Raw genomic sequence first — 26,866 nt, 5'->3', positions numbered from 1 at the left:
CGGGGTCTCTCATAGTTTATTTTTCGCGCAACCATTTAAATATAAATTCCGAATAACCTCAAACGCTCTCACACCATGAAATCTAAATCGTTTTACTTAAAACCACTGGCTGCGATGATCGCGGTTGCCTTTCTCGGTGCCTACCATGCCGAAGCACAGACCGCGAGCGACCTTGGAACGGTTCAGACCGATGCAACCGCAGCGAATACCGCGGCTAAGGCGAAGAAGTCTTTCGAGAGTAAGGTCTATACGCAGCGTCAACTCCAGAAGTCCACGCAGCCGGTGAAGACCGTCACGAAGCAGGAACAAGACCTCCTCGGACCGGATGCAAGCGGCATGCAAGCCTTGAGCATTCTGCCCAACGTCAAGATCAGCAGCTACAACGCGTCGAGTGCATCGTCGCGCTCGACGCTTTCCATGCGCGGTATGAAGGTTGGCAACAACAGCATTCCAGGGGACCTGGCGACGAATGCGATCAGTATGGAACTGGACGGAGTGCCGCTCAATAGCCTGATCCAGTCGACGGGTTGGCATTCGCCGGAGGTACCGATCGGCGCGTTGCTGGAGGGCGTCAATGTGATCCAGGGTCCAGGCAACCCGCGAGAGCGCTGGTACGACAGCCTGGGCGGCACGGTCAATTTCGTTCCAATGCAGCCGACCCAGCAGGCCGGCACGAAGGTCAACCTCTCGCTCGGCAGCTTTGGCACCAACGTGGTTTCGGTGGTCCATAACACCGGTAGCCACGATGGATGGTCAACGGTGTTGGGCGTTGCGCGCGCGGGAAGCCAGTCGATTCGCTCCACGGGCGACAGCATGCCGTCGAAGACGCTGCAGGCTTACGTGAAGACGCGCAAAACGCTGGAAAACGGATCGTTGAGTTTCGGTGCGTACGCCGAGCAAAACGACGAACAGCGGCCGAACATGATCCCGGTCAGTGCCGCCGATGCGCAAGCGAACCAGATTGATGTCAACGGACTGGGGGCAGGCGGGCCGTTGTACAGCGAACAAACCTCCGGCTACTACTCGACGCTCCCACGTTCAGTTTGGCAAAAAGACATCCAACTGCAAACCTATATGGGTTGGGGGCGCTTGCACCTTGAGCTTTCCCCAGATTTGAGCCTGAGCAACATGTTCTGGATCCGCAACGGCAACGTCCAGCATTATCGCCAAAACTATTACCTGCCAGGCAGTCCGGGCGGGGAGTATTATATCGAGCACTCGAACACCTATGGCGACAAATTAAACTTTGATCAGAGAATTAACGGCTGGAATACGCTGAGCTATGGTGGCTATTTGATCAATTCGCGGTCGACAAACGATTATATCGGCTACACGCCAAATGCATCCATCGGTCTACAGGGGAATGGAATTACAGCAGCGTCGATCACGGGCTTGGGCGCGAATACAACGACGAACACGTTTTGGGCACTCTACGCCCAAGACAAGATCAAACCGATTCCATCGCTAGTGATTGTCCCCGGGATTCGGATGGTCGGATTCCAAACGGATTTTTCGAATACAACCGTCGCGCAGGCCAACTCGCTTTTCCCTGGACAGGGCTCTGCGATAAATTCGAGTATGGGGGATCCCGCTCTGGACGGCTCCACCAATTTTGTCAAGACCGAGCCTTCGATAGGCGCGAACTGGGCGTTGAATCCAGATCTCTCGTTGTTTGCCAGTTACGCCGTCGCTCTGCATAATCCACGACAAGGCAACTACGATCGCCCAGCGGTTGACTTGGCGGCCCTAAAGCTTGTGAAAAGCCAAAACTTCGACATTGGCATGCGTTGGAACCGGCGTCACACGCTCGGGATGAAAAATGTCTACGCATCATTAGATTACTTCCAAACCAAGCTTTCGAATCAAACGATTCACTACTCGCCGGCCAACACCAATACGATTTATTCGACCGAATTTGGCGTAGGAAACGCAACAATCAAGGGCATCGATCTGCAATTACGGGCTGATGTCAATCAACATTGGAAGGGGTTTGCAAATCTAGGATTTTTCAGAAGTAACTGGGATTCCTATTATAGCTATAACACGAATACTAGTTTTAACGGGTACCCGGTCTCAAATTCACCGGACGTCACCGCCAACGCCGGGATCACGTACCGTTATTACATGCCTTCCGGCGTTGTGGATACAACACTTTGGGATCAGTACACCGGCAGCTTCTATCTGTTCAACAACCAGGTTGCCGGACCTTCACGTCAACAGAATCCAGCCTACAACCTTGTGAATCTTACCGTCAAGGCGGAAACGACAGCGCTGCATTCCGTCCTTGTCGGAACCAAGTTGACCACACTTTCCCTGAGTGTGTTGAATCTGTTTGACAAGCAGTACAACTCGACCGCCTACATCAGTTCGGGCGGGTATTTCCAAACCCCGAACGGCGGCTATGTGATCGCCAACCAGGGCGCACCGCGCGCGATTTATTTATCGTTGTCCGCCGATTTTTAAATGACTGATTCTTGACAGGGAGACTGGGGGGGTGTCACGACGCATGCGCATCCTGGCACTCTCGTCAAACCAGAAGTCCGCGCAAGATGCTGCGATTGATTGGCTTATACAAGACATGAAAATCGCGCAAAGGACAAAAAGTTAGGCTGTCCATCAAACCCTTGGCGCCGGCTGGCGTTCGAAAGAATTGACAACCATGCAGAAAAAAATAATTGTTTGGGATCTTCCGTTGCGCATGTTTCACTGGCTGCTTGTGATCAGTGTTGTGGTGTCGATCATCAGCGGTCTGATCGGCGGCATGGCGATGAGCTTTCACTTCCTCAGTGGATACTGCATTCTGGCTTTGCTGGTATTTCGATGGATCTGGGGTTTCATCGGTGGGCACCATGCCCGCTTCGTCAATTTCGTCGCTGGTCCTCGTCGCGTGGTGCATCATTTACAGGGCGGCGATGAGCGCGAGGTACTGGGACACAACCCGCTGGGAAGTTGGTCCGTGATGGCACTCCTTCTTGTCTTGACCATGCAGGTCGTCAGCGGCCTTTTTGCGAATGACGAAATTTTCAATGAGGGGCCGCTCGCCAGCTACATCAGCGACCACCAGAGCACAATCCTTACTTATTACCATACATCGATCGGATTGCCGATCCTTTATGGGCTCATTGGCCTGCACATCACGGCAATCCTGTATTACCTCATCGAGAAAAATAAAAATCTCGTGATGCCGATGCTCCACGGCATCAAGGATGTTGATGCCACGCATCCCGCGCCTCGCGCCTCGAACGACACCTGGAAACACCGCTTGCTTGCACTTGGCATTCTCGGCCTGGGTGCCGCGCTCGGGGTTTGGGTCTCACGCCTTGGGGCGCCGTAATGCACGCAGTCGATATCTCGCTCCCAAGGATTGGGATGGCGGCTCATCGTTTTTGTTTTCTTTTTCTCCATTCGAAATCATGAAAAATGTTCTCCGATCCATTGTTGTCGCAAGCCTTCTGGCTTCCGCAGGCGCTGCCCATGCCGAGTTTGCAAAGCCTGCCCAAGCAGTTCACTACCGCAAGTCGGTGTTCTACGTGATGGGGCATCACACGGCGATTCTCGGCGCCATGCTCGAGGGACGTATCCCCTTTAATGCACAACGTGCGCTCTCCGAAGCACAGATCATCGAATTCATGTCGCACCTGCCGTGGCGGGCGTTCGGCCCTGGAACCGACGTTCGTGGAACTGATGCGAAGTCGTCAATCTGGCACGAACGCCAACGCTTTCAGGTCGATGCACAGGATCTGGAGCAGTTGACACCTAAACTCACCGCTGCCGCACAGACTGGTCAACTCAACCCAATGCGCGTCGTCTTCGGCCAGACCGTCAAGACTTGCAAGAGTTGCCACGACAGCTTCCGCAATTAGGGTGAAGCGCGGCTGATACGGCGCAACCGCGACGCATGAAATTTGAACTTCTGCTGATCCGTGTCTCAGGTGAAGTGCCAGGAAAATATTGAAACTTCACAGGGTCGAATCAATGGGGCACACTTTCACAGTGTGCAAGAGGGGTGGCAACCCGCGAGGTACCTTGTAGCGGTTGTATCCCCAAAGATATTGCTCGGGTCGCATGCGGATCAGCGCTTCCACAGCCAGATTGATCCGGGCTGCCGCCAGTGCTGGATCTTGAGGCAAGGCTTCATCGAGGGGTTGGAAATGCAAGGTGTAGCCCTTACCGTTCGGCAGGCGCTCAGCGAACGCCATGATGATCTGCGCCCCAGTCAGTTGCACCAGCCGAGCTGGCAGTGTCATGGTGTAGGCTGGGCGCCCAAAGAATGGTGCCCAGACGCCTTCACCGGCGGCCGGCGCTTGGTCAGGAAGCAGACCCACGGCTTCGCCATGGCGTAGCGCACGCAGCAGAGGGCGCATGCCAGCGGACGTGGCGGGGACTGTGCGCAACTGGCCGCGCGGTCTGGCCTGTACCACGCTGGCGACCCAGGATTTGCGCGGTGGGCGAAACAAAGCCGTAATCGGTGACCATTCGGCAACAGCCTGGCCCGAGACCTCGAAGCAACCCAGATGCGGTGTGAGATAGAGCACGCCACGACCCTCGCGCGCCGCCTTGTCGACCCATTGACGCCCCACCACCTCCACCCGGTGCACAGCGGCTGTGGACCCATCGCGAAACCACACAAAAGGCATCTCACCCACCATACGTCCTGTCTCGCGCGCTACGTGCAAGGCCAGAAGCCCTGGCTTGTAACCTGCCTGAGCGAGGTTGGCGCGGACCCGCTTGCGGTACGTCGGGGATGCGGCATACACGATCAGCCCGAGAAGTGCGCCTGCAGCTTGCAGCAGTCCGAGAGGCCAGTGAGATAGAACACGAAAAAGACGGAGCATGGAAAGGATCGTGTGTAGAGGCTGCCAATGACGCGCAGGAGGCCGGCGGTATACCTGCAGCGCGAGGCAAATACAACCTGCCGCACTGCACTGACCGGGGGTGGATCCACGCATCTGCTGCTGGCGCGTGGCTCGATGAGCATCGGAGTAAGGTGAGATGGCCATCGCGACATTGGCAAACAGCCAACGAGGGCCTCAGCGAAAGGCGTAGCGCGCGAAAAAGAACGCCACATTGCCGTTGTTCAAAGTGCTGGTCACTTTCGGCAGGAAAGTCCCATAGAGGGTAAAGCGGCCGTAACCCACCGAGACCAGCGGCAAGGCTATGGGGAAAGGAATGTTCTTGAAAATATCGGCACGCGAGGTGATGCCTGCGGTGTAGCCGGCCCCGAAATGCAAGGCGCCGACGGGGTCCCACAACCACTGCTTCGCGTAACCGACCACGGGTTCTGCGTTGCGGTGCGAGTCGGAGAACATCATGGCGTAAACCATCTCGTCATTGCCGTTCGCATCGATGATGTGCTTGCCCCAACCCAGGCCCCAGGCGTGGCTGTTGAGCTGAGCGCGCTTGGCTGCGGTGTAGGTGGCCGGGTCGTGCCAGGTGTAGCCGGTGACGAACAGATCGGGCGTGCCGTTGTCGTAGATGTTGGTGAGGTTTTGCGTGGCACGATCGGCCCAACGCATCACACCCGCCTGGCTTGTGGGTGGCAGCAGAATCAGGCTGCCGAGCAGAGAAACGAGGAAGACTTGGCGCATCCGAGCACCACAAGCCCCCAGCGTTTCAGCCCTTGTATCGATCTTTGCGCTCATTCCTGCCCCACGGAGGCGTGTTAGCGAAACTGTGCATAGTCAACATCGCCGTCGATCAGGGTGGACAGTTCCCGTACCGCCGCAATGCAGCGCTGCGTATCGGGCAACTCACCTCGCTCGAGAAAGGCAAGTGCTTGCCATGCTCGGATGACTTTCAGTCGTCCCAAGACGTACCAGGCCGACTCAACCGCCTCAACCACTCTTTGCACGGCTTCGGCCGCAGCCATTTGGCCGATGCGGGCTTGTGCGAGGACACGCCTGACATATTCAAGTTCACCAAATGTCTCCATCCATGTCAAGGTTGCAATGTGCTCAGTAGTGTCCGGTTTATTGGCTGTCAGCGAGCCGCCGAGCCAATGTTGACGCGGGTTTTGAGCGATTCATGGGTGTCCACGATTTGAATTTCGGTTTGCCGATTTGCGATGCTGACGGGTTTGCACGACCCGAGGTGATGCATGAACATCGGCAAGACGCTGTTTGCGCAGGTGATGGAGTTTGTGCCATGGAAGACGTTTGGTCGCATCATCGAGCGGCACCAGGGCGATGCCGGTGTGCGTACGCTGGGGTGCGCCGATGTGTTTCGCGTCCTGGCGTTCGCGCAACTCACCTGGCGCGAATCGCTGCGCGACATCGAGGCGTGTCTGGCGGCCAACCAGACCAAGCTGTTCCACATGGGGATCAAAGCTGTGCCTGCGCGCTCCACGCTGGCCGATGCGTTGACTCAGCGCGATTGGCGCATCTATCACGCGCTGGCGCAGCGGTTGATCGCCCGGGCACGGGCGCTGTATGCGCAGGAGCCTTCGGACCTGGGGCTCGACGCCACGGTCTACGCGCTGGACTCCACCACCATCGATCTGTGCCTGAGCTTGTTCGACTGGGCACCATTTCGCTCCACCAAGGCCGCCATCAAGCTGCACACGCTCTTGGACTTGCGTGGGGCGATTCCCGCCTTCATTCACATCAGCGACGGCAAACTGCACGATGTCAACGTGCTCGACGTCCTGCCCGTGGAGGCTGGAGCGTTCTACGTGATGGACCGGGGCTACGTGGATTTCGCGCGGCTGTATGCACTGCATCAGGCCGGCGCCTTCTTCATCACGCGAGCCAAGAAGGGCATGGACGCGCGGCGGGTGTACTCGGCTGCCACCGACCGCAGCACGGGGGTGATCTGCGATCAGAGCATCCGCTTCAACGGCTTTTACGCCAGCCGGGACTATCCCGAGCATCTGCGCCGCATTCGTTTCAAAGACCCCGAATCGGGCAGGACGCTGATCTTCCTGACGAACAACACGAGCCTGCCAGCCTTGACGATCGCCGCACTCTACAAGAGCCGCTGGCAGGTCGAACTCTTCTTCAAATGGATCAAGCAGCATCTGCGGATCAAGCGTTTTCTGGGCACCAGCGAGAACGCGGTGAAAACGCAAATCTGGTGTGCCATCGCCACCTACGTGCTGATTGCCATCATCAAACAGGAGCTTCACCTCGATGCCTCGCTCTACACATGTCTACAGATTCTGTCGGTCTCGGTTTTCGAGAAAACCCAGCTTTCATGCGCCTTGCAGCCCGATCGCACCCAACCCGAACTGGTCTCGATCGCTAACCAATTGAATCTGTTCGAGATTTAACCGGACACTACTNTGTCAGAGCTGACAGTTACGCGTCCGTGTTGACGCAGGTTGAATACATCTCCAAGTATCTATGCCAATTGGAGGTGGTATGCAGATCGTGACAGGATCCCCAGCGCAGCTCCAGCAGGGCTTGCACACCAGCGTCGGGCGCTACCGACATCGGGTTTTCGTCGAGAAGCTGGAATGGAACGTCCCTTCCAAAGATGGCATTGAAGCCGACCAGTTCGATCGCCCGGACACCGTCTATGTTGTTGGCCGGGATGATCAGGGGCATGTCTGCGGCTGCGCCCGGCTACTGCCCACCACGCGCCCCTACCTCCTGGGCGAGGTTTTCCCACAACTATTGAACGGCCTCGCCCCACCTGCATCCCCGGATGTCTGGGAGTTATCGCGCTTCGCGGCCACGGATTTCAACAGTCAGACCACGTCAGCGCTGGGAAAGATGTCCTCAGAAGCGGCCATCGCATTGATGCGCGCGTCTATTGTTTGCGCTGCGGAGCAAGGGGCCAAGCGGCTGATTATGGTGACCAATATTGGGGTGGAAAGGTTGCTGCGGAGGGCTGGCTTCCAGGCGCACCGCGCGGGGCCTCCCATGATTATTGATAGGCATCCGATTTTTGCGTGCTGGGTTTCATGTACCTGAATCCGCGTGTTTTCACGAGATCTTCCGCCTTAATTTAGATCGCCATGGAAATAATCGCCTTATTATCCGAGCATCGAGCCAGATCTGCAGCGTTGCAGGCGAAATTTCGGTCCGCTGACAATGGGGCCTCAAAGGCGATGTTCACTCAGCCAGTGAATCGCACTCCGCCGCTAGCTTCCTCAGATATCTTGGAACTGCAGCATTTTGCAGCCGTGGATTTTGACAGTCGAGCCACTGTCTGAAGTATACCGCCATGTGGTTACTCCAGCTTTCAATTATAATCCTAGCTTGTCATACATGCGGATGGATTGCAGAACATCTCGGCCAGTGCCGCGTGGTTGGCGAAATCATTGCTGGAATCTTGCTCGGCCCATCGGTATTTGGCGCACTTACGCCATCATTTTATGGTGCAATGTTTGCGCCGATCGCTTCGCCTAGCATGTCGCAACTTGGCGAAGTTGGACTGGTGCTGCTGATGTTCGAGATCGGATTACACAGCTACAGGCGCGCCCCAGGGTCGATCTCCAGCCTTTATCTGCCTGGAATTGTTGCAAGTCTAGGCTTCGTGGCACCTTTCGTTGGTGGAGTGGTTGTCGCACTGTCGTCGAAGGACATGCTCGCGCCAGGCGTTCCAGCTCTGCCGTACACCCTGTTCTGCGGCACCGCACTGTCTGTGTCTGCTGTGCCCGTCATGGCACGGATGGTCGTAGATCTCGATCTAGGCCGGTACCCGGCTGCATCTGCCGCGCTATCTGCCGCCATAATCACCGACGTAGCCGGCTGGCTGCTGCTCGCGCTTGTTGCATCGCTCTCTACTGCCGAGGCTAGTGTTGCCAACAGCGTGCGCAGTGTTTTCGAACTCACGGCCTATCTCGCCTGCTGCATCGTAGCGACACGCTACGTGATCAGCCCGATCATTCTGCAAGAAATCCGTCGCAATAGCTTACGAGCGGTGATGACCATCGTAGTTTGCTTTGTCTTCGCGTCGGCCTGGGTCACGTCTAACCTCGGCTTCCATAGTGCCTTCGGCGCATTATTGCCAGGTATGCTGTTGCGCGAAATTCAAAAATTGCGTGAACTGTGGGATCAGTGGTTTGGTGGTTTCATCCGCATTGTTCTAATGCCGGTGTTTTTTTCCTATACAGGCCTGCATACATCCATTTCTGCAATCGATGGCTACAGCTCGTGGTTCTGGCTCAGCATGTTCCTCTGCGTAGGTTTTATTGGCAAATTTTCCGGCTCATACTTTGGGGCACGCTTGGCTCGCCAGTCTGCGAATGACGCAGCAATTATCGGATCGTTGATGAACGCGCGAGGGCTAATGGAATTAATCGTGTTGTCCGTTGGCCTGCAGTTGAACATTTTGCCGCTTCGAGTCTACTCGATGCTGGTGATATTTGCGCTGATTACTACCGCGATGGCAGCCCCACTCGTACGCTTCTACACTCGTCGCAAATCCATGGCGTGTCAGGCATCTAACCTTATTCCTCCTTAGGGAAGCGCTGAACAAATGACGTTGCGGTGACGGGTTCTGGACCAGCGGCGGAGCGCTGCTTCAAAATGATGCAGATGCGGTCGAAATGGCTCAGAAATCAGGCCCAAACAGACGCCTGGGGGCGTTTTTCCCTCCACTTTTCAAATGCCGGACGCACCTCGGGCGCCGAGGTTCAAAATATGGCGGCGCGCGAGCATCAAATTGGCCATGCCGAACAGCGTGAGCAGTTGCGCGGCGTTCTTGGCCAGGCCGCGGTAGCGGGTCTTGCGATGCCGGAAGAGGTTCTTCACAACGTGGAAGGGATGCTCGACCTTGGCCCGCAGGCTGGCCTTGATCTGCTCGACCCACTCCAGCTTCTCGCCCCAGCCGTGCTGGGGCAGCGCCCGCCGCTTGCCGGGGCGCATGGCGACATGCCAGTTGACCGGGACACCGACGCTCTCCTCGCGCTTGTCCACGCCCGCGTAGCCAGCGTCGCCGAAGGCATCCTCCTCGTCGCCGTGCAGCAGCGCCTGAGCCTGGGTCACGTCGGCCACGTGGGCCGCCGTGCCGATGACCGTATGCACCAAACCCGATTCGGCATCGACGCCGATGTGCGCCTTCATGCCGAACTTCCACGCGTTGCCCTTCTTCGTCTGGTGCATCTCGGGATCGCGCGCTCTCGCCTCGTTCTTCGTCGACGGGGGCGCGGCAATGATCGTCGCATCCACCACGGTCCCGCGCCGCAGGAACAGGCCCTTCGCCGCCAGGTGCGCGTTGATCGTCGTGAAGATCACATCCGTCAACTGCTTGTCTTCCAGCAGGCGCCGGAACTTCAACAGCGTCGTGGCATCCGGTGCCGTTTCGCGCCCCAGGTCGATGCCCACGAACCGGCGAATCGCCTGGCTGTCGTAGACCGCATCCTCGATCCCCTCGTCCGACAACCCCAGGCAGTTCTGCACGATGTACATGCGCAGCATGCGCTCCAGACCGATCGGCGGACGGCCCCGTCCGCCGCCCTTGGGATAGTGCCGCTCGATCGCGGCAACCAACTCGCCCCACGGCGTCATCACCTCGATCTCGCCGAGCAACCGGTCCCGCCTGGTCACACGCGCCTTGCTCGCGTACTCGTACTCAGAAAAGCTCGTCTGCACTGCCGTTCCTCGTGGTTGGCCACCCCTCACCATTGTCCCAGTTCAAGCTCGGCTCGACCACCCCGTCACGGTCGGGCGAATAAATCAGTGCTTCCTTAGACCCCGCAATCCATCGTTAACACCTTGATCCATTCAAGGTTTGAGATAAGCAAAGCCATCTTTCTCTAATTGCATGATGCGTACCACACCCCCCGGCACGACCACGGCTTGCGGCACCAGTTCAGGCAGGTGCCCAAGCGTCTTGGCCATCGCCTCCATGGTGACGTGGCAGGCGTCGAATTCGATGCCTTCGGCGTCTTCGGATGCGATGCGGGCTGCCAAGGGGCTGTTCTTCAAAAGCACTTTCAGACCCGGCCCATACGCCACGATCACAACACGTGCTTTATCGTGCCCAAAATAATCGAGGACGTTCTGCGCATTGTTCAGCGTGAGGCTCCACAACGCGGGGTTGGCCTCGCTGATCTGCAGGACCAGGTTGTACTGCGCAAACGGCAGCTTGTGCACGAAGGTGGGGTGGTCGAATCTGAAATCTCTCAGCATGGACGGATTGGCGGCTTGCGCCAGCGCCATGCCGCCCATGGCCATCCCTGCGGCCAACAGGGTGTGACGCGCCAGGCGCCTCCAATCTCGCTTATGCATCTTTGCATCCTCGGGTTGCGTGGAAAATTCATGCATTCCTATCGACCGGGGGCTGCAAAAATCGACCGCCTACTGCAAGTCGTCGCGGCCGGCTGTGCCATTCCCTGGCGGTTAGGTCTGGGGAATTGTGCGCCTTATCCGCAATAAAGCTAACGCATTATTATGTTTGGTGACATCCATAATTTTCATGGATTCAACGTCAATCCGCACCAATCATCCGCATCGTTGCGGATTGATTCACCAGAAAACATCGCGCAGATTAAATATAAGTTAGCGCTTATATCAACATCAATATCAATGAGATCCGAGATGAAGCCGGGCATCATGGATCGCCCTCTCAAAGCCTGCGCGAGAAGGTTGCAACAGTTTTGCGTACATCAGCCGTGGTGCGTTCGGATCCAGTCATCGGCAATGCGATGACTTCGTCTCAATGCCTAGCCCCCAGCGGCTTGAGCAGCGATCGCATGCAGGACCTTGGTCATGGTCAGAATGGGCTGGGCCGAGGGACTGATGGCGTAGCGCTGGGCGAACACCGCAGGGTCGGTATAGCCCAACCAGACCCGATGCTCGGCGTCTTCCCAGACCAGCATTTTCAAAGGCAGCCCAAGTCCTGCCTGTTGGTTCATCTGCATCAACTTCGTGCCCAAGGCCGGATTGCCGAAGATCACCAGCTTGGTGGGCCGAAGTTCCAGCCCCGCCTTGTGCGCCAAGCCGCTGTGATCCACCACCGCCACGATGTGCAAATGGCGTTGCTGGACCGCGTGTTCCAAGTGCTGCAGCGTCTGCGCAACCGTATGCGTGCTGCGCACCTCAATCACTCGCGGGGCTTGTGCCCAGGCGCTCTGGACCAGAACAAATGCGGCAGCAAAGGCCAGCAGGAATTTGGACATCTCAATCTCCTTGTTGATCGGGTTCCAGTCATCCATCACAAATCACTCGGATTCGTGCGCCAGCACCCAGCGATTGCTGGCGATGCCTGGCAGGCGTTGGAGCACCTGGCCGTTGCGCAGATCGACCACCACGGACTCGTGGCGGTTCTCGATGGTCGTGATGGCCTCGGCGCCATGGGGCAGCACCGCGAGGCCGCTGAGCTTGTCGGGACCTGCCTTGCCGACAGCGACCTTGACCTCACCCAGATAGCGCGGCCCGGTGGTGGAGAACCGAAGAATATGCCCGGAGAACCCAGCCGCGTACACGCTGTTCTGGTCGGGACTGACCGCCAGTTGCATGAACCCAGCCGTGGCGGCGGGGATTTTGGCGTACGCAAAATGGGGATCGACCTCAGCCGTGGGCATGCTGAAGATCGCGTTGGTCACGGGATTGAATGCGCTCATCACACCGCTCTGGATGTCCGCAGAGAACAACAGCCCGCGCGCCCAGACCAGATCGCCGGAATGGCCGATGGGGATCCGCCGCAGGATGTGACCGGTGGAGGGATCGATATCGGCGATGGCCGTATCCATATTGCCACCCACATACAAGTGGCTGGCGTCCGCGTTGAACGCCAGCGCATTGCCACCAACCGATATCTCGTAGCGCAACGCATCATCGCGGGTTGAGTACGCCGCCAAAGCCTTGCCGGAGAGCACGAACACCAGACGGTGGTCGGGCGAGACGACTGCCACGCGCCCACCCGGGATGCTCTTGAATTGCCGGACTGGTTTGTCTGTACGGAGGTCGATCACATTGGTGGTCCCGGCAAGACTCGGGATGAAGACTTGGTGGTCCTGCGCATTCACACCGACAAAAAAGCTATTCCCCTTGGGGGTGCCGGCCTGGCCAAAGGCCACCACATGCGCAGCATTGCCGGGCCAGCGCACCACTGCCATCTTGCCCGGGCCGCCCCCCATGGGTGGGGCCGGGAAGGCTCCGACCAAGAGCGCGGATGTGCCCGCCGGGGAGGCATATGCAGGAGCGGCGGGAGCCGCCACAGCCATCAGTGCGAACAAGGCAAGGCTGGACAGACGCAAGCAGGGTTTCATCGGGCAAAGTTCCTTGGGGTTGGGTGGAAGGGGGGGACGACGGCTGCATGGGTGCAAGCCGCCTCGAGCAAGTGCAAATCAACCGACGCGGGGACTTCGGGGGGATCGGGTTGCATACTCCCCAGTGGATGGGTCGGAATAGGCTAAAGTTCCTGACACCCCGATGGGCATAAAGACGTATCCGCGTGCTACCGTCGCTTGGGGCGAAGGGGTCGCGAACAGCTCACCCCGCGCAACACGATAGTTGTGTCACGTCCTTGGTGAAGGTCTGGGCGGCCAGCTTCAGGCCTTCCACCATGGTCAGGTAGGGGAACAACTGATCGGCCAGTTCCTGCACCGTCATGCGGTTGCGGATGGCGAGTGCCGCTGTCTGGATGAGTTCACCGGCTTCGGCAGCCACCGCTTGCACGCCGATCAGGCGTCCGGAGCCGACTTCGGCGACCAGCTTGATGAAACCCCGGGTGTCGAAGTTGGCCAGGGCTCTGGGCACGTTCTCCAAACTCAGCGTGCGGCTGTCGGTCTGGATGTGTTGCAGATGGGCCTCGGCCTCACTCAAGCCCACCGTGGCCACCTGCGGGTCCGTGAACACCACGGCTGGCATGGCCGACAGATCCAGCGCGGCGTCGCCGCCCGTCATGTTGATGGCGGCACGCGTGCCGCCGGCTGCGGCCACGTAGACGAACTGGGGCTGATCGGTGCAGTCACCCGCGGCGAAGATATGCGGCACGTTGGTGCGTAGATGGTCATCCACCGCAATGGCGCCGCGCGCATCAAGCTTGACGCCAGCGGCTTGCAGATTCAGCTCGGCTGTGTTGGGTGCACGGCCCGTGGCCACCAGCAGGCGCTCGGCCCGAATCTCGCCAAGGTTCGTGGTCAGCACGAAGGTGCCGTCGGCATGGGCCACCGCACGAGCCTGGGTGTGGGTCAGCACCGTGATGCCCTCCTCGCGGAACGCGGCGGTGACGGCTTCGCCGATGGCCGGGTCTTCCTGCGAGAACAGCGTGTTGCGCGCCAGGACGGTGACCTGGCTGCCCAGGCGAGCGAAGGCCTGGGCCAGTTCCAGAGCCACGACGGAAGAACCGATGACCGCCAGGCGCGGCGGGATGGTGTCACTCACCAGCGCTTGGGTAGAGGTCCAGAAAGGGGTGTCCAGTAGACCAGGGACCGGCGGGATCGAGGGGCTTGCGCCGGTCGCGATCAGGCAGCGATCGAATCGCACCTCCTGTTCACGCCCGTCCTGCTGGCGCACGACCAGGGTATCGCCGTTCTTGAACCGGGCATTGCCGCGCAGGGTGGTGATATCGGGCTGGCTCTCCAGGATGCTTTCGTACTTGGCGTGGCGCAGTTCATCCACCCGCCCCTGCTGCTGGGCCAGCAGCCGGTCGCGCAGGATGGCCGGGGTGGTGGGCTGGATGCCGGCATCGAAGGGACTGTGGCGGCGCAGGTGGGCGATGTGCGCGGCGCGGATCATGATCTTGGACGGCACACAGCCGACGTTGACGCAGGTGCCGCCGATGACGCCACGCTCGATCAGCGTGACCTGCGCGCCGCTGCCGGCCGCCTTGATGGCTGCGGCCATGGCCGCCCCGCCGCTGCCGATCACGGCGATGCGCAAGTCGCGGCCATCGCCGCGTCGTGCAGGGCCGGTGGTGTCGCCGGGCTGGCCATTCGGCACCTCGGGCGACGGGGTTGCCAGTTTTGCCGAGTAACCGGCCTTGGACACGGCCGCCGCCATGACATCCAACGGCACGCCGGCATCGGCAACAACCTGGGCTGAGCCGTGCGGGTACGAGACCTGCGCGGATCTCACCCCGGGCAATTGTTCCAAGACGTCCTTGACATGCATGGCACAGGTGTCGCAGGTCATGCCGCTGATGCTCAGGGTTTGCATGGGTTTGTCCTTGGGGTGGATGGTTTCGGTTCGGGGAAGATCAACGTCCGGCTTGGTCCGCCAAGGTGCCGCCATCAGCGCTGCAGCGGCGATGGGCGGGCGAAACGAGATCCCAGATCGCCACGGCCAGCATGACCGCCAGCCCCAGATACACGATGCCTCGGATGAGGCTGTAGCGGCCAATCAGCACCAGCACCGGGCCGATCATGCCGAGTGCCGTGCGATGCCATTGGCGGTGCGAACCAACCCAGGCCGTTGGCCAGGATGACGAGCACGGCGGACAGCGGCAGCACGACGTGGAACAGAACACCTTCCCACTGGCTGAGAAAGCCCAGGCCGACGGCCGCGCCGATGCTGGCAATGGCTGGATAGCACACGGCACAACCCATGGCCGAAGCCACCGCGCCGAGGGAGCCGGCTTTGTCGCCGAGACGTGTCAGAAAACTCAAGGGGTTGGCCATGACGGCATCTCCAATGCACAACGTTGTTTCGAGGGGGTGAAGGACGGTACACGCCGCCTCGGCCGCATGGCCCAGGCGTGTGGCAAACCGTCGCGCCATCGACTTACTGGGAGACCACCGAGGGGTAGCCGGCGTCGGTGGTGGCCTTGATCAGGGCTTTGACGTTGGTCTTGGCATCGTCGAAGGTGACCACGGCGTCTTTCTTGACCTCGTTGACGCTCACTTTTTCCACACCAGGAACAGCGGTGAGGGCCTTGTTGACGGTGATGGGGCAGACCCCGCAGGTCATGCCGGGCACGGCGAGCGTGACGGTCTGCACACCGGCCCAGGCAGGGACAGTGCAAGCAGAAATGAGGGTGATGGCAGTCAGGAGCTTGTTCATGAGGGTTCCTTTCAATAGAACAGGGGAGCGACGTAAGGGAAAGCCAGGGCGACGACGATGAGCGCCGCCACGACCCAGAACAGCAACTTGTATGTGGCGTTGACCTGGGGAATGGCGCAGACCTCGCCAGGTTTGCACGCCGTCATGGGCCGGAAGAGTCGGCGGTAGGCGAAGAACAAGGCGACCAGAGCCGCGCCGATGAAGATCGGCCGGTAGGGCTCGAGCAGGGTCAGATTGCTGATCCACGCGCCGCTGATGCCCAGCGACAGCAGGATCAGAGGACCCAGGCAACAGGTCGAGGCCAGGATGGCCGCGAGCCCACCGGCGAACAGGGCGCCACGCCCATGGGGTTGGTTCGGTTGAGGCATGCACGAACTCCGTTCGGTTGACGATGGTGGCACTGTAGGGCCGTACCAAAGTCCGGAGTCAAGCGGCGCTGCGCCATGGTTGACAAGGTCTTGTGGCCTTGCCCCGCCCCGACGCATCAAGGATGCGCGGGATCGCCGTGCTCAAGTGTCGTGTCGCGAACACGGGCATGCAGTGCTTCGATCAAGGGGCAAGACGTGGATCCGAGGCTGGAGCCGCAGTCGCGCACCATCCTGGCCAGGGCCACTTCGATGCGGTGCAGACCGGCTATCTTGGCGCGAACATCCATGAGCTTGCGTTCGCCCAGTTCGCGCGCTTGGTCGCAGTGCATGCCGTCGTCGAGTTGCAGCAAGCCGGCGACCTCGTCGAGACTGAAGCCCAGGCGCTGGGCGGATTTGATGAATTGCAGGCGGGCGACGTCATCGGGTCCGTAGCGGCGGAAGCTGCCCTGCGGGCGCTCGGGCTCGCCCAGCAAGCCCTTGCGCTGGTAGAACCGGATGGTTTCGACATCGACCCCTGCCGCCCGGGCGACGGTGCCGATGGTCAGACCATTTGAAATAAGTTGCATCGTCTTGGCTCCGATTCAGGACTGCAAATCCCTGCGCGAAGGGACGAACTGCCGATCGGCGCCAAGCATCTCGATCGAGATTCCCCCTCCTGCCTGTCAGGTTAGCGCAGCTTGCGCGACTGATGAGGACATCCGGACAAAAGGGGGAGAACCATGCAGCAACAAGGCGATGACGAACAAACCCGCGCAGGGCTGCCACGTCAAGAAGGTGCGCTGACGTGGCGAAGCGGATGGTTCGGACGCTGGCTTGGTCCGCGCACCCGGCCCGGGTCCGACGAGACGGCCGATCACCTGCTGGTCAGCCTGCTCAACATGGCATGGTTTGTCGAAGCACGCGATCCGCATACCGGTGGCCATTTGTGGCGCGTTTCCCGCTATGCACGCATGCTTGCCGCTGCGGCGGGGCTGGATGCAGTAGAGGTCGCGCGCGTCAGCCTGGGTGGGTTTTTGCACGATCTGGGCAAGATTGGTGTGCCCGATGCCATCCTGTGCAAATCAACCCCACTCACCGACGCGGAGTGGGCGGTCATGCGCACCCCTCCGGACATCGGGATGCGTTCGCTCGCGGCGCATTCCCACACCAGTCAGCGACTGGACCTCAGGCCAACCCGATGAAGCGCTCGGCCTGCCGCAAGCGTGGCATTTGACATGGGCGCAAGAGTCACTAACATATGAATCGATATTCATATAAACAACGATTCATTTGATGCCATGGCACTCTCCAACTCCGAGCAAACCCGCTTGGTTGCCGCGTTCAAGGTGCTGGGCGAACCGACCCGCCTGCGCATCTTGTGTGGATTGGGTTTGGAATGCCGTCCGGTCACAGACATCATCCAGGCCACCGGCATGGGCCAGACTCATGTCTCCTTTCATCTGCGCATGCTGCGAGAAGCCGGCTTGGTGCGCGCCGAGCGCCGTGGCCCATTCATCTATTACTGCCTTGCTGACCCTTCCCTGCCGGGCATCCTGCGTGAACTCGCGAATTGGCTGGATGCTCGCCAGATTCCACCAACCAAAGGCGCGTCTCGGCCTGGCCGGCCCGGCGCCGCGACGGCAACAACGACTCTGGAGGTGAGATCATGATGGGGTTCAACGGACCGTGGGGCGGATTTCCCTGGATGTGGATTTTTCCGCTGATTTTTCTGGTCATTCTGTTGATCTTTTTGTTCCGCGGCACCGGTGGACCGATGTGCGGCGGCTCCGGCATGCACCGACGCGGGCCAGGCGGTGAGTCGACCGCGCGGGACATCCTCGATCAGCGATATGCGCGCGGAGCAATCAGCGCCGATGACTACCAGCGCATGAAGAAGGATCTCGAAGCATGATGCAGGAACGTTTGTTTCCCGCCACCGCGATGCCCGATCAGGATTGGTGGCAGGCCTTGTGGCCCGAGCCTGACGGCTTGATCGCGACCTTGCGCATTGAGCCGGGCATGCATGTGGTCGATCTGGGCTGCGGAGACGGCTATTTCACCGCGGCGATTGCACGACGTGTCGGCGCGGGCCGCGTCATCGGCTTCGACCTGGACCCCATCCTGCTGGAGCAAGCTCGGGCCGTCTGTGTGCCCTATGGCCATTGCGATTGGGTGCTTGGGGATGCCATGGAGCTGAGTCGGTTGATCCCCGCGCCGGTGGACTATGTCCTCATCGCCAACACCTTCCATGGCGTGCCAGACCCGACGGCATTGGCCCGGGAAATCGCCGCCGTTCTCAAACCGCCCGGGCGGTTCGCCATCGTCAACTGGCACCCCATCGCGCGCGAACAGACCCCCGTTCTGAGTCAACCACGGGGGCCGCGCACCGAACTGCGCATGTCTGCCGCGCAGACCCAAGCCGTGGTTGAGCCAGCGGGCTTTGCCCTGGAAACACAGGTCGAATTGCCGCCTTACCACTATGCGGCCATCTTCACCCGCACCCATGGAACCGACCCAGGAGAACGTCATGCCCGCGCAACATGAACCGATCATCGAGCAGGGCAACCATTTTCATGCAGCGGTCTATGGCCCGGAGGGGGCATTGGACCGCAAGACACGCCGCCTCATCGGTCTCGGTGCGGCGCTGGTGACAAACCACCCGTAACGCCGAGACGATCAACGGCATCATCCACCAGGAGATTGACATGGAAGCGAAAGATCAAGACAGCAAGACAGGCAGCGAATCACAGCCTGAATCGGGCGGTGGTGCCAACCCGATGATGACGGGTATGGGCATGATGAGGAAAATGATGGCCCAAATGGGCTCGGGCGGCGAGGGTCCGATGGCCATGATGCAGAAGATGATGGGACAGATGCGCAATCAGCAGGCGGGCGAGGCTCCCAACCCGATGCAAAACATGATGAGCATGTGCATGGGCATGCAAGCCGAGATGCTCAGTGCGTTGCACACAACGACGTCGATGGCAGCGTTTGCCACGCCGGAACTGCATGCGCTGTTTGCCACCTGGATGGAGAGTCTGGAGGGTGAGGCGCTTGCGGCGCTGGCCCAACAGGGCGAGGTCGATACCGCTGCGCTGGCTTCACAACTCAAGATCAGCGAGGCCAGTGCGATCCATCTCGTGGCGCAGCTTGCCACAAAGGGCAAGATCCATTTGCGCGCCCAGGCATCCGCAGCTCCGGCGAACTGAAGTTCGTCGGCCAGGCCTGCCTCTGATTTGTGTCTTTTCCCCGCGCATCGTCCAAGGAGATTTCAATGACAGTCAATCGTATGGTCAGCATCATGGCCGGGTTCATGGTGCTGCTCGGCCTGGTGCTGGCCCAGATCATGGGACAGGTCGACCTGCTCCACCCGACCTGGCTGTGGCTGACGGCCTTCGTCGGCCTCAATCTGTTCCAGATGGGCTTCACTGGCTTTTGTCCGGCCGCCCTGGTGTTCAAGGCGCTGGGCTTCAAAGAGTGAGTCGGCAGCCAGTTGTGGCGCGGTCGATTCAGGCAAGTCGGCTTGATGCAGCCCCTGCCTTCGGCGTGATGGGCATTCCGACGACCTATCTGATCGACAAGCAAGGGCGCCTCGGCCGGCAGGCCGTCGGGGGACGGGAGTACAGCACGCCAGCCGTGCGACAACTCATCGAAGCACTGATGCGATGAGCCTTCTGCGTCTGGAGACGCACAGCCGCCAGTCAACCATAGGGAAAAGGAAAGACGCCCAATATTGAAGGTGTCTGGTTGCCGATCGACCATTGATGCTTCGGGCCGGTAGGGGCTAACGATTGAGCGCGAGCCCCAAGATCCCGGTGATGACGAGCACGCCGAGGGCATAAAGCGTCGCGCTGCGCCGCCCCATGGCGCGCGCGACGGGGCCAAGCGTCGAGACGTTGCTGCCCACTCCGGCAACCAGCAGGATCATGGCATTGCCGGGACCCATGCCTTTTTCCAGCAAGGCATGGACAAAGGGCAGCGAGCCGAGGCTGTCCGTGTACACGATGCCGGCGAACACGAGGGCGAAGCCGACACCCGCGATCCCTTCGCCGCTGAGGTATCGGCTGACCCAATCCGCCGGCAGGTACACCTTGGCCGCCGCGCCAAGCAGAATGCCCGCACCGATCCAAGGCGCCAGCTCGCGAAACAGCGCGATGGCCGTACCCAAAGCCGCGCGCAGTTTCCGCGCTGGCTCGTGGAAGTCGAACCAACCGGATCCTTCTGCGGAGACCAACTCGCCAGAGTCACAACCGCAGCGTTCGGTCGCACAGGATGATTCGGCAGGCGCACAGGTGGCCGACGCCTCGGCGATGCCCTCCCTGCCAAGCGCCGGCGAGGCGGGCGCAACGCGGCTTGACCGCAGGGCCCACCCATCAACCAGCATTCCGGTTCCCCACCCTGTGAGCACGGCGGCTGCCGCGACGGCCACGCCGTTTCGAGGTCCCAGAAATATGATCAGCGCGCTCAAGCCATACCAATTGAACCAGGGGGTGGCGATGAGGAAGGCGCAGGCGGGGCCGGCACGCTGGGTCTGCCTGAACAAACTCATGGCCGTCGGAATGGCGGTACAGCAGCACAAAGGGGTCGCGAACCCGATCAATGCTCCCGCCAGATTGGCGCGTACGACACCGCCGCTGACCAGCCGCTGCAGGGCCTGCGCGCGCACGAATTGCTGAAGCAACCCAGCCACCAGAAAGCCAAAAACGGCCACCTCCGCGAACTCGACCGCATAGTCGAGTGCGGTGTGGAGCAATACAACCCAGGTTGGATTCATGACAGTTCGCGATCAGGTCTCGCTCGGTCGTGATGTTGCGCGGATCCGGAGAAATTGCGGATGCGTGCGCCATCGTCAGAACGCACCGTCTTCCATCATGGCACTGGGCTCGAACCGTGCATAGCGCAGAGCCAGACTCGGCAGCACCAGAAGGTTCAAGATCGTCGACGTCAGCAGCCCTCCCAGAATCACGGTCGCCATCGGCCCCTCGATCTCATTGCCCGGCGCACCACTCGTGAGGGCCAGGGGGAGCAGACCCAGAGCCGTGACCAAGGCCGTCATCAGGATCGGCGCCAGTCGTTCGATCGCGCCGCGCAATGCTGCATCAGGCCCCCAGGTGACGCCTTCGCTCAACACCATGTCGCGGTAGCGGGACATCAACATCAGTGAATTCCTGAGCGTGATGCCGAACAGCGTCACGAAACCGACCAGCGCCCCGAGCGACAGCACTCCACCCGTGATCCAGCCAGCCAGCACGCCACCCGCCAGGGCGAAGGGCAAATTGAACATGACGATCCACAGCAACCTGGCGCTGCGCAAGGCCATATACAGCAGCAAAGCAATCCCGACGCCGGCCAACGAGGCATGGATCAGCAGTTCGCGTTGCGCGCGGGCCTGCGCTTCGGCCGCCCCGGTGAAGACGGTGTAGACCCCATGGGAAAGCGTCACGTCGGCGGCGACTTGTCTTCGGGCGTCCTGGACGAAGGCACTCAGCGCGCGGCCTTTGACATTGGCGGTGACGGTCTGCACGCGTTTGCCATCGTCATGGGCGATCAAGCTGGGTTCACTGCGTTCATGGATGGCGGCCAATTCCCGCAAGGGCACCATGACACCATCGGAGTTGCGGAGCGGCAATCCGCCGATTTGCAGCGGGTTCTGCCGCTCCTTCGGGCTGAGCAGTACCGTGACATCGAACACGCGGTTGCCTTGATAAGTCTGCGCAACGACAGACCCGGCGTAAGCGGTGCGGATGGTGTCGAGCACGTCGATCGGCGCAAAACCCCAGCGGGCCAGACTCGCTTGACGCAACCGGATGGCCAACTGCGGCGCCGTGGGCGGCGACTGCACCTGCACGTCGACCGCCCCCGGCACTTGCCGCAACACCTGCGCCACAGCGCGTGCGGTTGTATTGAGCGCATCGAGGCGATTGCCAAAAACATTGACGACGACCTGGGCCGTGTGCCCGGAGATGGTCTCTTCGATCCGCTCCGCCAGGAAGGTCTCGACCGACGAATTGATGCCGGGAAACTGACTGAGAACTTGCCGGATGGCGTTCAAGACACGCGCCTGCTCAGCACCGGAGAGCCCTGGTGTGAGATCGACTTCGAATTCGCCGGCATTGACATCGAAGGTGTCGGAGGACTGCTCGGCCCGGCCCACGCGCTGCGCGATGGAGCGAACGCCTGGAATTTTTTCCAGGGCCAAGGACAACTGGCGGCCTAAACGCAAGGACTCCGCCAAGGACGTTCCAGGCGCCGAGGCCACGTGCAGGATGTAGTGCCCTTCCTGAAGGGGCGGCAGAAACTGCATCCCGAAGAACGGCACGCTCAAGAGTGCGGCGGTGATCCCCAAAAGGACGATCGCAAGTGTCGTGCGGGTCCAGTTGAGTGAACGATGCAGGAAGGGGGCATAGTTTTTCTTGAGCCAACGCATCAGGGGCGGGTCTTCGGAAGACAAGGTCGTGCGCGTCAACAGCACACTGGCGAGTGCCGGCGTGATGGTGAGCGCCACGGCAAGCGATGCCAGGATGGCGCTGATGTAAGCGATGCCCAGGGGTGCGAAGAGCCGGCCGGCCACACCCGACAACATCAGCACCGGCAGAAACACCAGGGCGACGATGAAGGTGGCGTAAACCACGGCCCCGCGGACTTCGAAGGAGGCTGCGTAGATCACCCGGGCTGCAGGCAAGGGTTGAGGTCGATCGTGATTTTCTCGAAGTCGTCGGAAGATGTTTTCCACATCCACGATGGCATCGTCCACCACCTCGCCAAGGGCAATGGCAAGTCCTCCGAGGGTCATGGTGTTCAGCCCGACGCCGAAGTGCTGCAGGACGACGACGGCTGCCAATAAGGAAAAAGGAATGGCAAGCACTGAAATCACTGCGGTGCGGACGTTGAAGAGAAACAAGAAAAGTACAGCGATGACCAGGGCCGTACCCAGCAGGAGCGCCGTACGCAGGTGATGGATGGCGGTGTCGATGAAACTGGCCGGCCGAAAAAGGCTGGCATGCAAGGTGACGTGCTGCGATCTCAGCAACGGCTGCAACTGCTGCAGGGCCCGATCGATGGCATGGGTCACCTTGAGCGTATCGGCGCCGTACTGCTCATCGATGTCGAGCACCACGCCCGGCATGCCGTCGATGGTTGCGCCGCCGATGGCCGGTGCGGGAGCATCGACGACTTGGGCCACATCACCCAGCGCAATGCCAACGCCATGGTGATAGGCCAGCACCACCTGACGCAACTGCGCCGCAGTGGTGGTCTGTCCCTGGGTATGAAGAACAATCCGCTGGTTACGGTTCTCGATGAAACCAGCACCGCGCACACCGGTGGCGCGCCGGGCCGCTTGCAAGACATCCTGCAGAGAGAGCCCGTAGCGGACGAGCCGTTGCGGATCGGCCTGGATTTGTAGTTGCCGAATGCCGCCGCCAAACACGGTGACGTCCGCCACGCCAGGCACGCTCATCAGCGCCGGGCGCACGGTCCAATCGGCGAGCGTGCGCAACTGCATCGGCGTGAGCACGGTCGAGCTCAGTCCGGTCACCAGAACCACGCTGGTCGATGACGTCAGTGGAGTCAGCCGCGGTGGCTGTACGCCCAGCGGCAGATGCGTTGCCGCCGTCGTGAGCTGTTCCGCCACCAACTGCCGGGCGCGCTCGATCGGGGTGCCATTCCGAAATGTCAACGTGATCACGGAAAGACCCTGGATCGATCGGGATCGCATGCTTCGAAGCCCGATCAGTCCGTTGAGCGCGTTCTCGATCGGCTGGGTGACGAGCTTTCCAGTTTGCTCCGCGGACAGGCCTGGGGCCTCCGTTTGCACCACAGCCAGTGGAGGCGCAAACTCTGGAAAGACATTGAGTCGGGTTTGCGGCAATTGGTCGATGCCGTAGGCCAGCCCCAGGACGGCCAACACCATCACGACGGCGCGAAACCGGATGGAAAACCGGAGGATGGATGCGATCACATCGCCCTCCCGGGGCAGATGCACGGGGAGGCATCAATCATCGTCATCGTCTCCGGCGCTGCTGCCATTTTTGGAGGCCAGTTGGGCAGAAAGCAGGGTTTGTGCGCCCGTGGTCACGATCGCCTGTCCTGGGTGGAAGCCTTGATGGACAAACCACCCGCCCTGGGCCGCGACCGGATCTAAAACCTTGACTCGGGCGAAATGCATCGCATCGGTTTGCATGAACACCCAGGGCTGGTCGGCATGCCAAACCAGCGCGGAAGCGGGAATCAGCACGCCACCCGTGGGTGTGCCCGCCTGGGGCAGATCGGCCACGAGCCGCATGCCGCTTGCCAGCGTACCGGCAGGCGTGCGGTAAAAATAGACCGGTCCTTGCACGTAGGCATCGGCTTGAGGCGACGCCGAAATGAAGAGTGCGCTCGCTTGCGCGCCCCGATCCGGCCCCGCAACCTGAATGCGAGCCGGAGGATGTTCCATGGCAGAGCCCATGGGAAGTGTGACGCGCAACAGGACTTGCTGGCGCAAGGCTAGGGCCTCGAATGGGCTGGCGTGGGGCTCTGCGGCCCAACGGGTCAGAACCATCCCCCATTGCTGCCGTGCGCTATCGAGCAGCATGCGCGCATTGGCCTGAGCCGCCTCGGCGCGTGCCTGGTCTGCCAACAGGGTCGCCTGTGCCGATTGAACGGCTTGCAGTGACGCGTTATGTCCGGCCTGGTAGAGGCTACGCAGGCGTTGTTCCGTTTGAGCCGCTGCAGTCGCCGCCGACTGCGTGATGGCCATTTGTGCCTGGGCATCCTGATAGCGCCCGCGCCAGTCAATCAGGGGCTGCAAGTCGACGACGGCGGCATAGGCCTGCGTCTCGGGGACGTCATGGGACGCTCGCAGAGGCTGCGTCTGCAAGCCTGCAAGTGCCTGGGCAGCCTTGCTCAGTTCGAGCATCTCAGCACCGCGGATCAGTGGCTCGGAGGGTGATGCGTTGGGACGTATGCCTGCCGACTCGGGCTTGGATCCGGCATCTTGGTCATGATCGCCATCACGATCCGCGCGTGCCCGCAGGCCGATGCCAAGGGCCAAAAGCGTGCCTAGAAAGACAACAGCCAATTGCTTCTTCATCGGGATCCTTGCTTGTCGTGAGGTGCTTGGCGGAGGCCGAGCGTGGCGACGGGTGGCAATGGCGCGCCGCCGTCCAAGGGCTGCTGCACAGCATCTTCAAGGCGCCCCAACGCGCGTTCGCTCTCCACCTGCGCCGTCAGGCGATGCAGCCTCGCAGCAACCGTCTGGAGTTGAGCGCGCACGGTGGCCAGTCGGTCGACCTCCCCAGCCGCAAACTGGGCGGAGATCTGCTGCGCATCCTGCTGCTGCTCTGCCACGATGTTGTTCGTCGCATTCCAGATCTGCACGGAGCTTTGATAAGCGGCCAAGCCACGCTCGACTTGCGTCAAAACGTGAAGCTGCAGGACCTGGAAGCGGGCAGCCACCTCGGCGCGCCGCGCATTGGCCTCGGCAATTTGTCCTTGGTTGTGATTGAACACCGGCAGGCTCAGCGACAGTCCCAGTGTCCAGCGCTGGTCGCCTTGGTCCCATTCGTAGCCTGGGCCAAGCTGAAATTGCGCGTATTGCCTGGCAATCTCCAGACGCAAGCCGGCCTCGGCCGCGGAATACTGATCCAGTGCAGCGCGAATATCCAAGCGGTCAAGCAATGCCGCACGCTGCATGGCAGGGGAAGGCAACCGCTTGCGCATAGGCGGGTCTTGAATGCCTGAAAAATCTAGCCGCAGATGGGCCAGGGCATCCAGTGGTAGACCGAGGGCGCCAGCCAGGGCTGCGCGCTGATCGGCAACTTGACCTTGCGCGCTCAGCACTCCCGCTTGGGCCTGCTGCTCCTGGATGCGTGCCATGGACAATGTGCTGGCGGTGATGGCTCCCAGCACGTCTTGCTGCTGCAGCAATTCCAGCGCTCTCTTGCGAAGGGCGCGTTCCAACCTCAGCAGATCAACGCTCTGCAGCGCCGCATCGAGTCCTATGAATCGCACCCTGACTGCGCTTCGAATCTGCCAGGCAGCCGCCGCCAGTTCGAGATCGGCCGCGTCTGCCAGCGCATCGGCTTGGGCGACACGCGCTTGACGCAGCTCTGTGCTCTGCCAAGGGATTCCCAGCGCGAGGCCATAGGACCAAGGCGAGAGGCCTGCCGGTGCCAAGCTGTGGTGTTGCTCGAAAAGGTGAAGGGATGGGTTGGGCAACTGCGCTGCAGTTTCCGTTCCAGCGCGAGCCCGTTGCCATTGCGCGCGAGCGACCTTGAATTGGGGGTTGTCGTACAGAGCCAGCAGAGTCAGGCTGCTCAGATCCCAAGAAGGCAGTGGCCATGGCGTCACGGTTTGGCCATGGGCTGCCAGGAAAGCCCGCAACCCCGCTGCATTCACGTCTCGTGCTTGAAGTGCGGCGGCATCCTGCGCTGGGATGAGAGGCTGGGGTTGGTAACTCGCACAGCCGCCGAGCAGCAGAGCGAACAGCAATGCGCCACCCCAACCCCTTCGAAACTGGGCACAGGACGACGCTTTGGTTCTTCGAAACTGGTCGCCGGCTGTGGCACGCATGGAGGGCATGGGGTTGATGGGATCCGTTCGCCACGCATGCTATGCGCGTATATGGGCAATTACGCATATTAG

General features: G+C 60.6%; 29 protein-coding genes and 1 pseudogene. 13 read left to right on the top strand and 17 right to left on the bottom strand.

Features of this window, described 5'->3' with window-relative positions; translation table 11 throughout:
• Nucleotides 1-75 precede the first annotated feature (75 nt).
• The 3 genes from THIX_RS12600 to THIX_RS12590 all read left to right on the top strand — a co-directional run bounded on the left by THIX_RS12600 (nucleotide 76) and on the right by THIX_RS12590 (nucleotide 3,863).
• Nucleotides 76-2,463, top strand: a complete 2,388-nt coding sequence (locus THIX_RS12600; RefSeq protein ID WP_112486488.1) for a TonB-dependent receptor — start codon at nucleotides 76-78, stop codon at nucleotides 2,461-2,463.
• A 196-nt stretch (nucleotides 2,464-2,659) separates the two neighbouring features.
• Nucleotides 2,660-3,334 carry a cytochrome b/b6 domain-containing protein gene (locus THIX_RS12595; RefSeq protein ID WP_112486487.1) on the top strand — a complete coding sequence of 225 codons (675 nt, stop codon included), beginning with the start codon at nucleotides 2,660-2,662 and terminating at the stop codon, nucleotides 3,332-3,334.
• 79 nt (nucleotides 3,335-3,413) lie between these two features.
• A complete protein-coding gene (locus tag THIX_RS12590; protein ID WP_112486486.1) occupies nucleotides 3,414-3,863 on the top strand; it encodes a cytochrome c in 450 nt (149 codons plus the stop codon).
• 96 nt (nucleotides 3,864-3,959) lie between these two features.
• Here THIX_RS12590 and THIX_RS12585 read toward each other — a convergent pair whose 3' ends face one another.
• The 3 genes from THIX_RS12585 to THIX_RS12575 all read right to left on the bottom strand — a co-directional run bounded on the left by THIX_RS12585 (nucleotide 3,960) and on the right by THIX_RS12575 (nucleotide 5,932).
• Nucleotides 3,960-4,835 carry a lysophospholipid acyltransferase family protein gene (locus THIX_RS12585; protein WP_112486485.1) on the bottom strand — a complete coding sequence of 292 codons (876 nt, stop codon included), beginning with the start codon at nucleotides 4,833-4,835 and terminating at the stop codon, nucleotides 3,960-3,962.
• A 195-nt stretch (nucleotides 4,836-5,030) separates the two neighbouring features.
• Nucleotides 5,031-5,588: a lipid IV(A) palmitoyltransferase PagP gene (gene pagP, locus THIX_RS12580; protein WP_112486484.1), complete on the bottom strand. Its 558-nt coding sequence runs from the start codon at nucleotides 5,586-5,588 to the stop codon at nucleotides 5,031-5,033.
• Nucleotides 5,589-5,662: 74 nt separating this feature from the next.
• On the bottom strand, nucleotides 5,663-5,932 hold the full coding sequence (locus tag THIX_RS12575) for a hypothetical protein (RefSeq protein WP_112486483.1): 270 nt from the start codon (nucleotides 5,930-5,932) through the stop codon (nucleotides 5,663-5,665).
• 165 nt (nucleotides 5,933-6,097) lie between these two features.
• Between THIX_RS12575 and THIX_RS12570 the strand changes: the two genes are divergently transcribed.
• The 3 genes from THIX_RS12570 to THIX_RS12560 all read left to right on the top strand — a co-directional run bounded on the left by THIX_RS12570 (nucleotide 6,098) and on the right by THIX_RS12560 (nucleotide 9,408).
• Complete coding sequence (locus THIX_RS12570) at nucleotides 6,098-7,267, top strand: IS4 family transposase (protein ID WP_112486482.1); 1,170 nt, start codon at nucleotides 6,098-6,100, stop codon at nucleotides 7,265-7,267.
• A 91-nt stretch (nucleotides 7,268-7,358) separates the two neighbouring features.
• Nucleotides 7,359-7,913, top strand: a complete 555-nt coding sequence (locus THIX_RS12565) for an acyl-homoserine-lactone synthase (RefSeq protein WP_112485996.1) — start codon at nucleotides 7,359-7,361, stop codon at nucleotides 7,911-7,913.
• Between the two features lie 253 nt (nucleotides 7,914-8,166).
• Nucleotides 8,167-9,408: a cation:proton antiporter gene (locus tag THIX_RS12560; protein WP_112485997.1), complete on the top strand. Its 1,242-nt coding sequence runs from the start codon at nucleotides 8,167-8,169 to the stop codon at nucleotides 9,406-9,408.
• A gap of 140 nt (nucleotides 9,409-9,548) precedes the next feature.
• Here THIX_RS12560 and THIX_RS12555 read toward each other — a convergent pair whose 3' ends face one another.
• From THIX_RS12555 to merR, 10 genes and pseudogenes are all read right to left on the bottom strand, one after another.
• Nucleotides 9,549-10,571 (bottom strand): IS5 family transposase, encoded by a 1,023-nt coding sequence (locus THIX_RS12555; protein ID WP_112485998.1) that lies wholly within the window; start codon nucleotides 10,569-10,571, stop codon nucleotides 9,549-9,551.
• A gap of 99 nt (nucleotides 10,572-10,670) precedes the next feature.
• Nucleotides 10,671-11,123: a DsrE family protein gene (locus THIX_RS12550; protein ID WP_233224477.1), complete on the bottom strand. Its 453-nt coding sequence runs from the start codon at nucleotides 11,121-11,123 to the stop codon at nucleotides 10,671-10,673.
• Between the two features lie 239 nt (nucleotides 11,124-11,362).
• Nucleotides 11,363-11,503, bottom strand: a complete 141-nt coding sequence (locus tag THIX_RS23430) for a hypothetical protein (protein WP_158540844.1) — start codon at nucleotides 11,501-11,503, stop codon at nucleotides 11,363-11,365.
• 108 nt (nucleotides 11,504-11,611) lie between these two features.
• Nucleotides 11,612-12,067 (bottom strand): DUF302 domain-containing protein, encoded by a 456-nt coding sequence (locus THIX_RS12545; protein ID WP_158540845.1) that lies wholly within the window; start codon nucleotides 12,065-12,067, stop codon nucleotides 11,612-11,614.
• Nucleotides 12,068-12,109: 42 nt separating this feature from the next.
• Entirely contained in the window at nucleotides 12,110-13,027 is a 918-nt protein-coding gene (locus THIX_RS12540) for a YncE family protein (protein WP_158540846.1), read from the bottom strand.
• Between the two features lie 355 nt (nucleotides 13,028-13,382).
• A complete protein-coding gene (gene merA / locus THIX_RS12535; protein WP_112488346.1) occupies nucleotides 13,383-15,050 on the bottom strand; it encodes a mercury(II) reductase in 1,668 nt (555 codons plus the stop codon).
• Nucleotides 15,051-15,090: 40 nt separating this feature from the next.
• A pseudogene (gene merC, locus THIX_RS12530) lies at nucleotides 15,091-15,499 on the bottom strand (organomercurial transporter MerC).
• A 115-nt stretch (nucleotides 15,500-15,614) separates the two neighbouring features.
• Entirely contained in the window at nucleotides 15,615-15,893 is a 279-nt protein-coding gene (gene merP, locus THIX_RS12525) for a mercury resistance system periplasmic binding protein MerP (protein WP_112486481.1), read from the bottom strand.
• Nucleotides 15,894-15,904: 11 nt separating this feature from the next.
• Entirely contained in the window at nucleotides 15,905-16,261 is a 357-nt protein-coding gene (merT, locus tag THIX_RS12520; RefSeq protein WP_112486480.1) for a mercuric ion transporter MerT, read from the bottom strand.
• Between the two features lie 116 nt (nucleotides 16,262-16,377).
• Nucleotides 16,378-16,827 (bottom strand): Hg(II)-responsive transcriptional regulator, encoded by a 450-nt coding sequence (merR, locus tag THIX_RS12515; protein WP_112486479.1) that lies wholly within the window; start codon nucleotides 16,825-16,827, stop codon nucleotides 16,378-16,380.
• 153 nt (nucleotides 16,828-16,980) lie between these two features.
• On the opposite strand from merR, the gene THIX_RS12510 reads away from it, so the two are divergent.
• The 7 genes from THIX_RS12510 to THIX_RS12485 all read left to right on the top strand — a co-directional run bounded on the left by THIX_RS12510 (nucleotide 16,981) and on the right by THIX_RS12485 (nucleotide 19,721).
• Nucleotides 16,981-17,442, top strand: coding sequence for an HD-GYP domain-containing protein (locus THIX_RS12510; protein ID WP_199195290.1), 462 nt, complete (start codon nucleotides 16,981-16,983; stop codon nucleotides 17,440-17,442).
• Nucleotides 17,443-17,538: 96 nt separating this feature from the next.
• Nucleotides 17,539-17,910 (top strand): helix-turn-helix transcriptional regulator, encoded by a 372-nt coding sequence (locus tag THIX_RS12505; RefSeq protein ID WP_112485888.1) that lies wholly within the window; start codon nucleotides 17,539-17,541, stop codon nucleotides 17,908-17,910.
• A complete protein-coding gene (locus THIX_RS12500) occupies nucleotides 17,907-18,152 on the top strand; it encodes an SHOCT domain-containing protein (RefSeq protein ID WP_112485887.1) in 246 nt (81 codons plus the stop codon). Before THIX_RS12505 ends, THIX_RS12500 begins: the two co-directional genes overlap by 4 nt.
• Nucleotides 18,149-18,784: a class I SAM-dependent methyltransferase gene (locus THIX_RS12495; protein ID WP_199195253.1), complete on the top strand. Its 636-nt coding sequence runs from the start codon at nucleotides 18,149-18,151 to the stop codon at nucleotides 18,782-18,784. Before THIX_RS12500 ends, THIX_RS12495 begins: the two co-directional genes overlap by 4 nt.
• Complete coding sequence (locus tag THIX_RS23425) at nucleotides 18,768-18,905, top strand: hypothetical protein (RefSeq protein WP_158540836.1); 138 nt, start codon at nucleotides 18,768-18,770, stop codon at nucleotides 18,903-18,905. The genes THIX_RS12495 and THIX_RS23425 overlap by 17 nt, the downstream gene beginning before the upstream one ends.
• Before the next feature lie 40 nt (nucleotides 18,906-18,945).
• Nucleotides 18,946-19,449 carry a hypothetical protein gene (locus tag THIX_RS12490; protein ID WP_199195252.1) on the top strand — a complete coding sequence of 168 codons (504 nt, stop codon included), beginning with the start codon at nucleotides 18,946-18,948 and terminating at the stop codon, nucleotides 19,447-19,449.
• 65 nt (nucleotides 19,450-19,514) lie between these two features.
• Nucleotides 19,515-19,721, top strand: a complete 207-nt coding sequence (locus THIX_RS12485) for a DUF2892 domain-containing protein (protein WP_112486478.1) — start codon at nucleotides 19,515-19,517, stop codon at nucleotides 19,719-19,721.
• 303 nt (nucleotides 19,722-20,024) lie between these two features.
• Here the strand turns inward: THIX_RS12485 and THIX_RS12480 are convergent, their stop codons facing one another.
• The 4 genes from THIX_RS12480 to THIX_RS12465 all read right to left on the bottom strand — a co-directional run bounded on the left by THIX_RS12480 (nucleotide 20,025) and on the right by THIX_RS12465 (nucleotide 26,794).
• On the bottom strand, nucleotides 20,025-21,014 hold the full coding sequence (locus THIX_RS12480; protein WP_112485886.1) for a permease: 990 nt from the start codon (nucleotides 21,012-21,014) through the stop codon (nucleotides 20,025-20,027).
• 75 nt (nucleotides 21,015-21,089) lie between these two features.
• Nucleotides 21,090-24,200 carry an efflux RND transporter permease subunit gene (locus THIX_RS12475; RefSeq protein WP_112488344.1) on the bottom strand — a complete coding sequence of 1,037 codons (3,111 nt, stop codon included), beginning with the start codon at nucleotides 24,198-24,200 and terminating at the stop codon, nucleotides 21,090-21,092.
• A gap of 33 nt (nucleotides 24,201-24,233) precedes the next feature.
• A complete protein-coding gene (locus tag THIX_RS12470; protein WP_146748541.1) occupies nucleotides 24,234-25,139 on the bottom strand; it encodes a hypothetical protein in 906 nt (301 codons plus the stop codon).
• A 170-nt stretch (nucleotides 25,140-25,309) separates the two neighbouring features.
• Entirely contained in the window at nucleotides 25,310-26,794 is a 1,485-nt protein-coding gene (locus THIX_RS12465) for a TolC family protein (protein ID WP_233224542.1), read from the bottom strand.
• Nucleotides 26,795-26,866: the final 72 nt, after the last annotated feature.

Source organism: Thiomonas sp. X19 (assembly GCF_900089495.1).
Classification (GTDB): Bacteria; Pseudomonadota; Gammaproteobacteria; order Burkholderiales; family Burkholderiaceae_C; genus Thiomonas_A.
The sequence above is the reverse complement of the archived record's forward strand: the minus strand, read 5'-3'. Positions and strand labels throughout refer to the sequence as shown.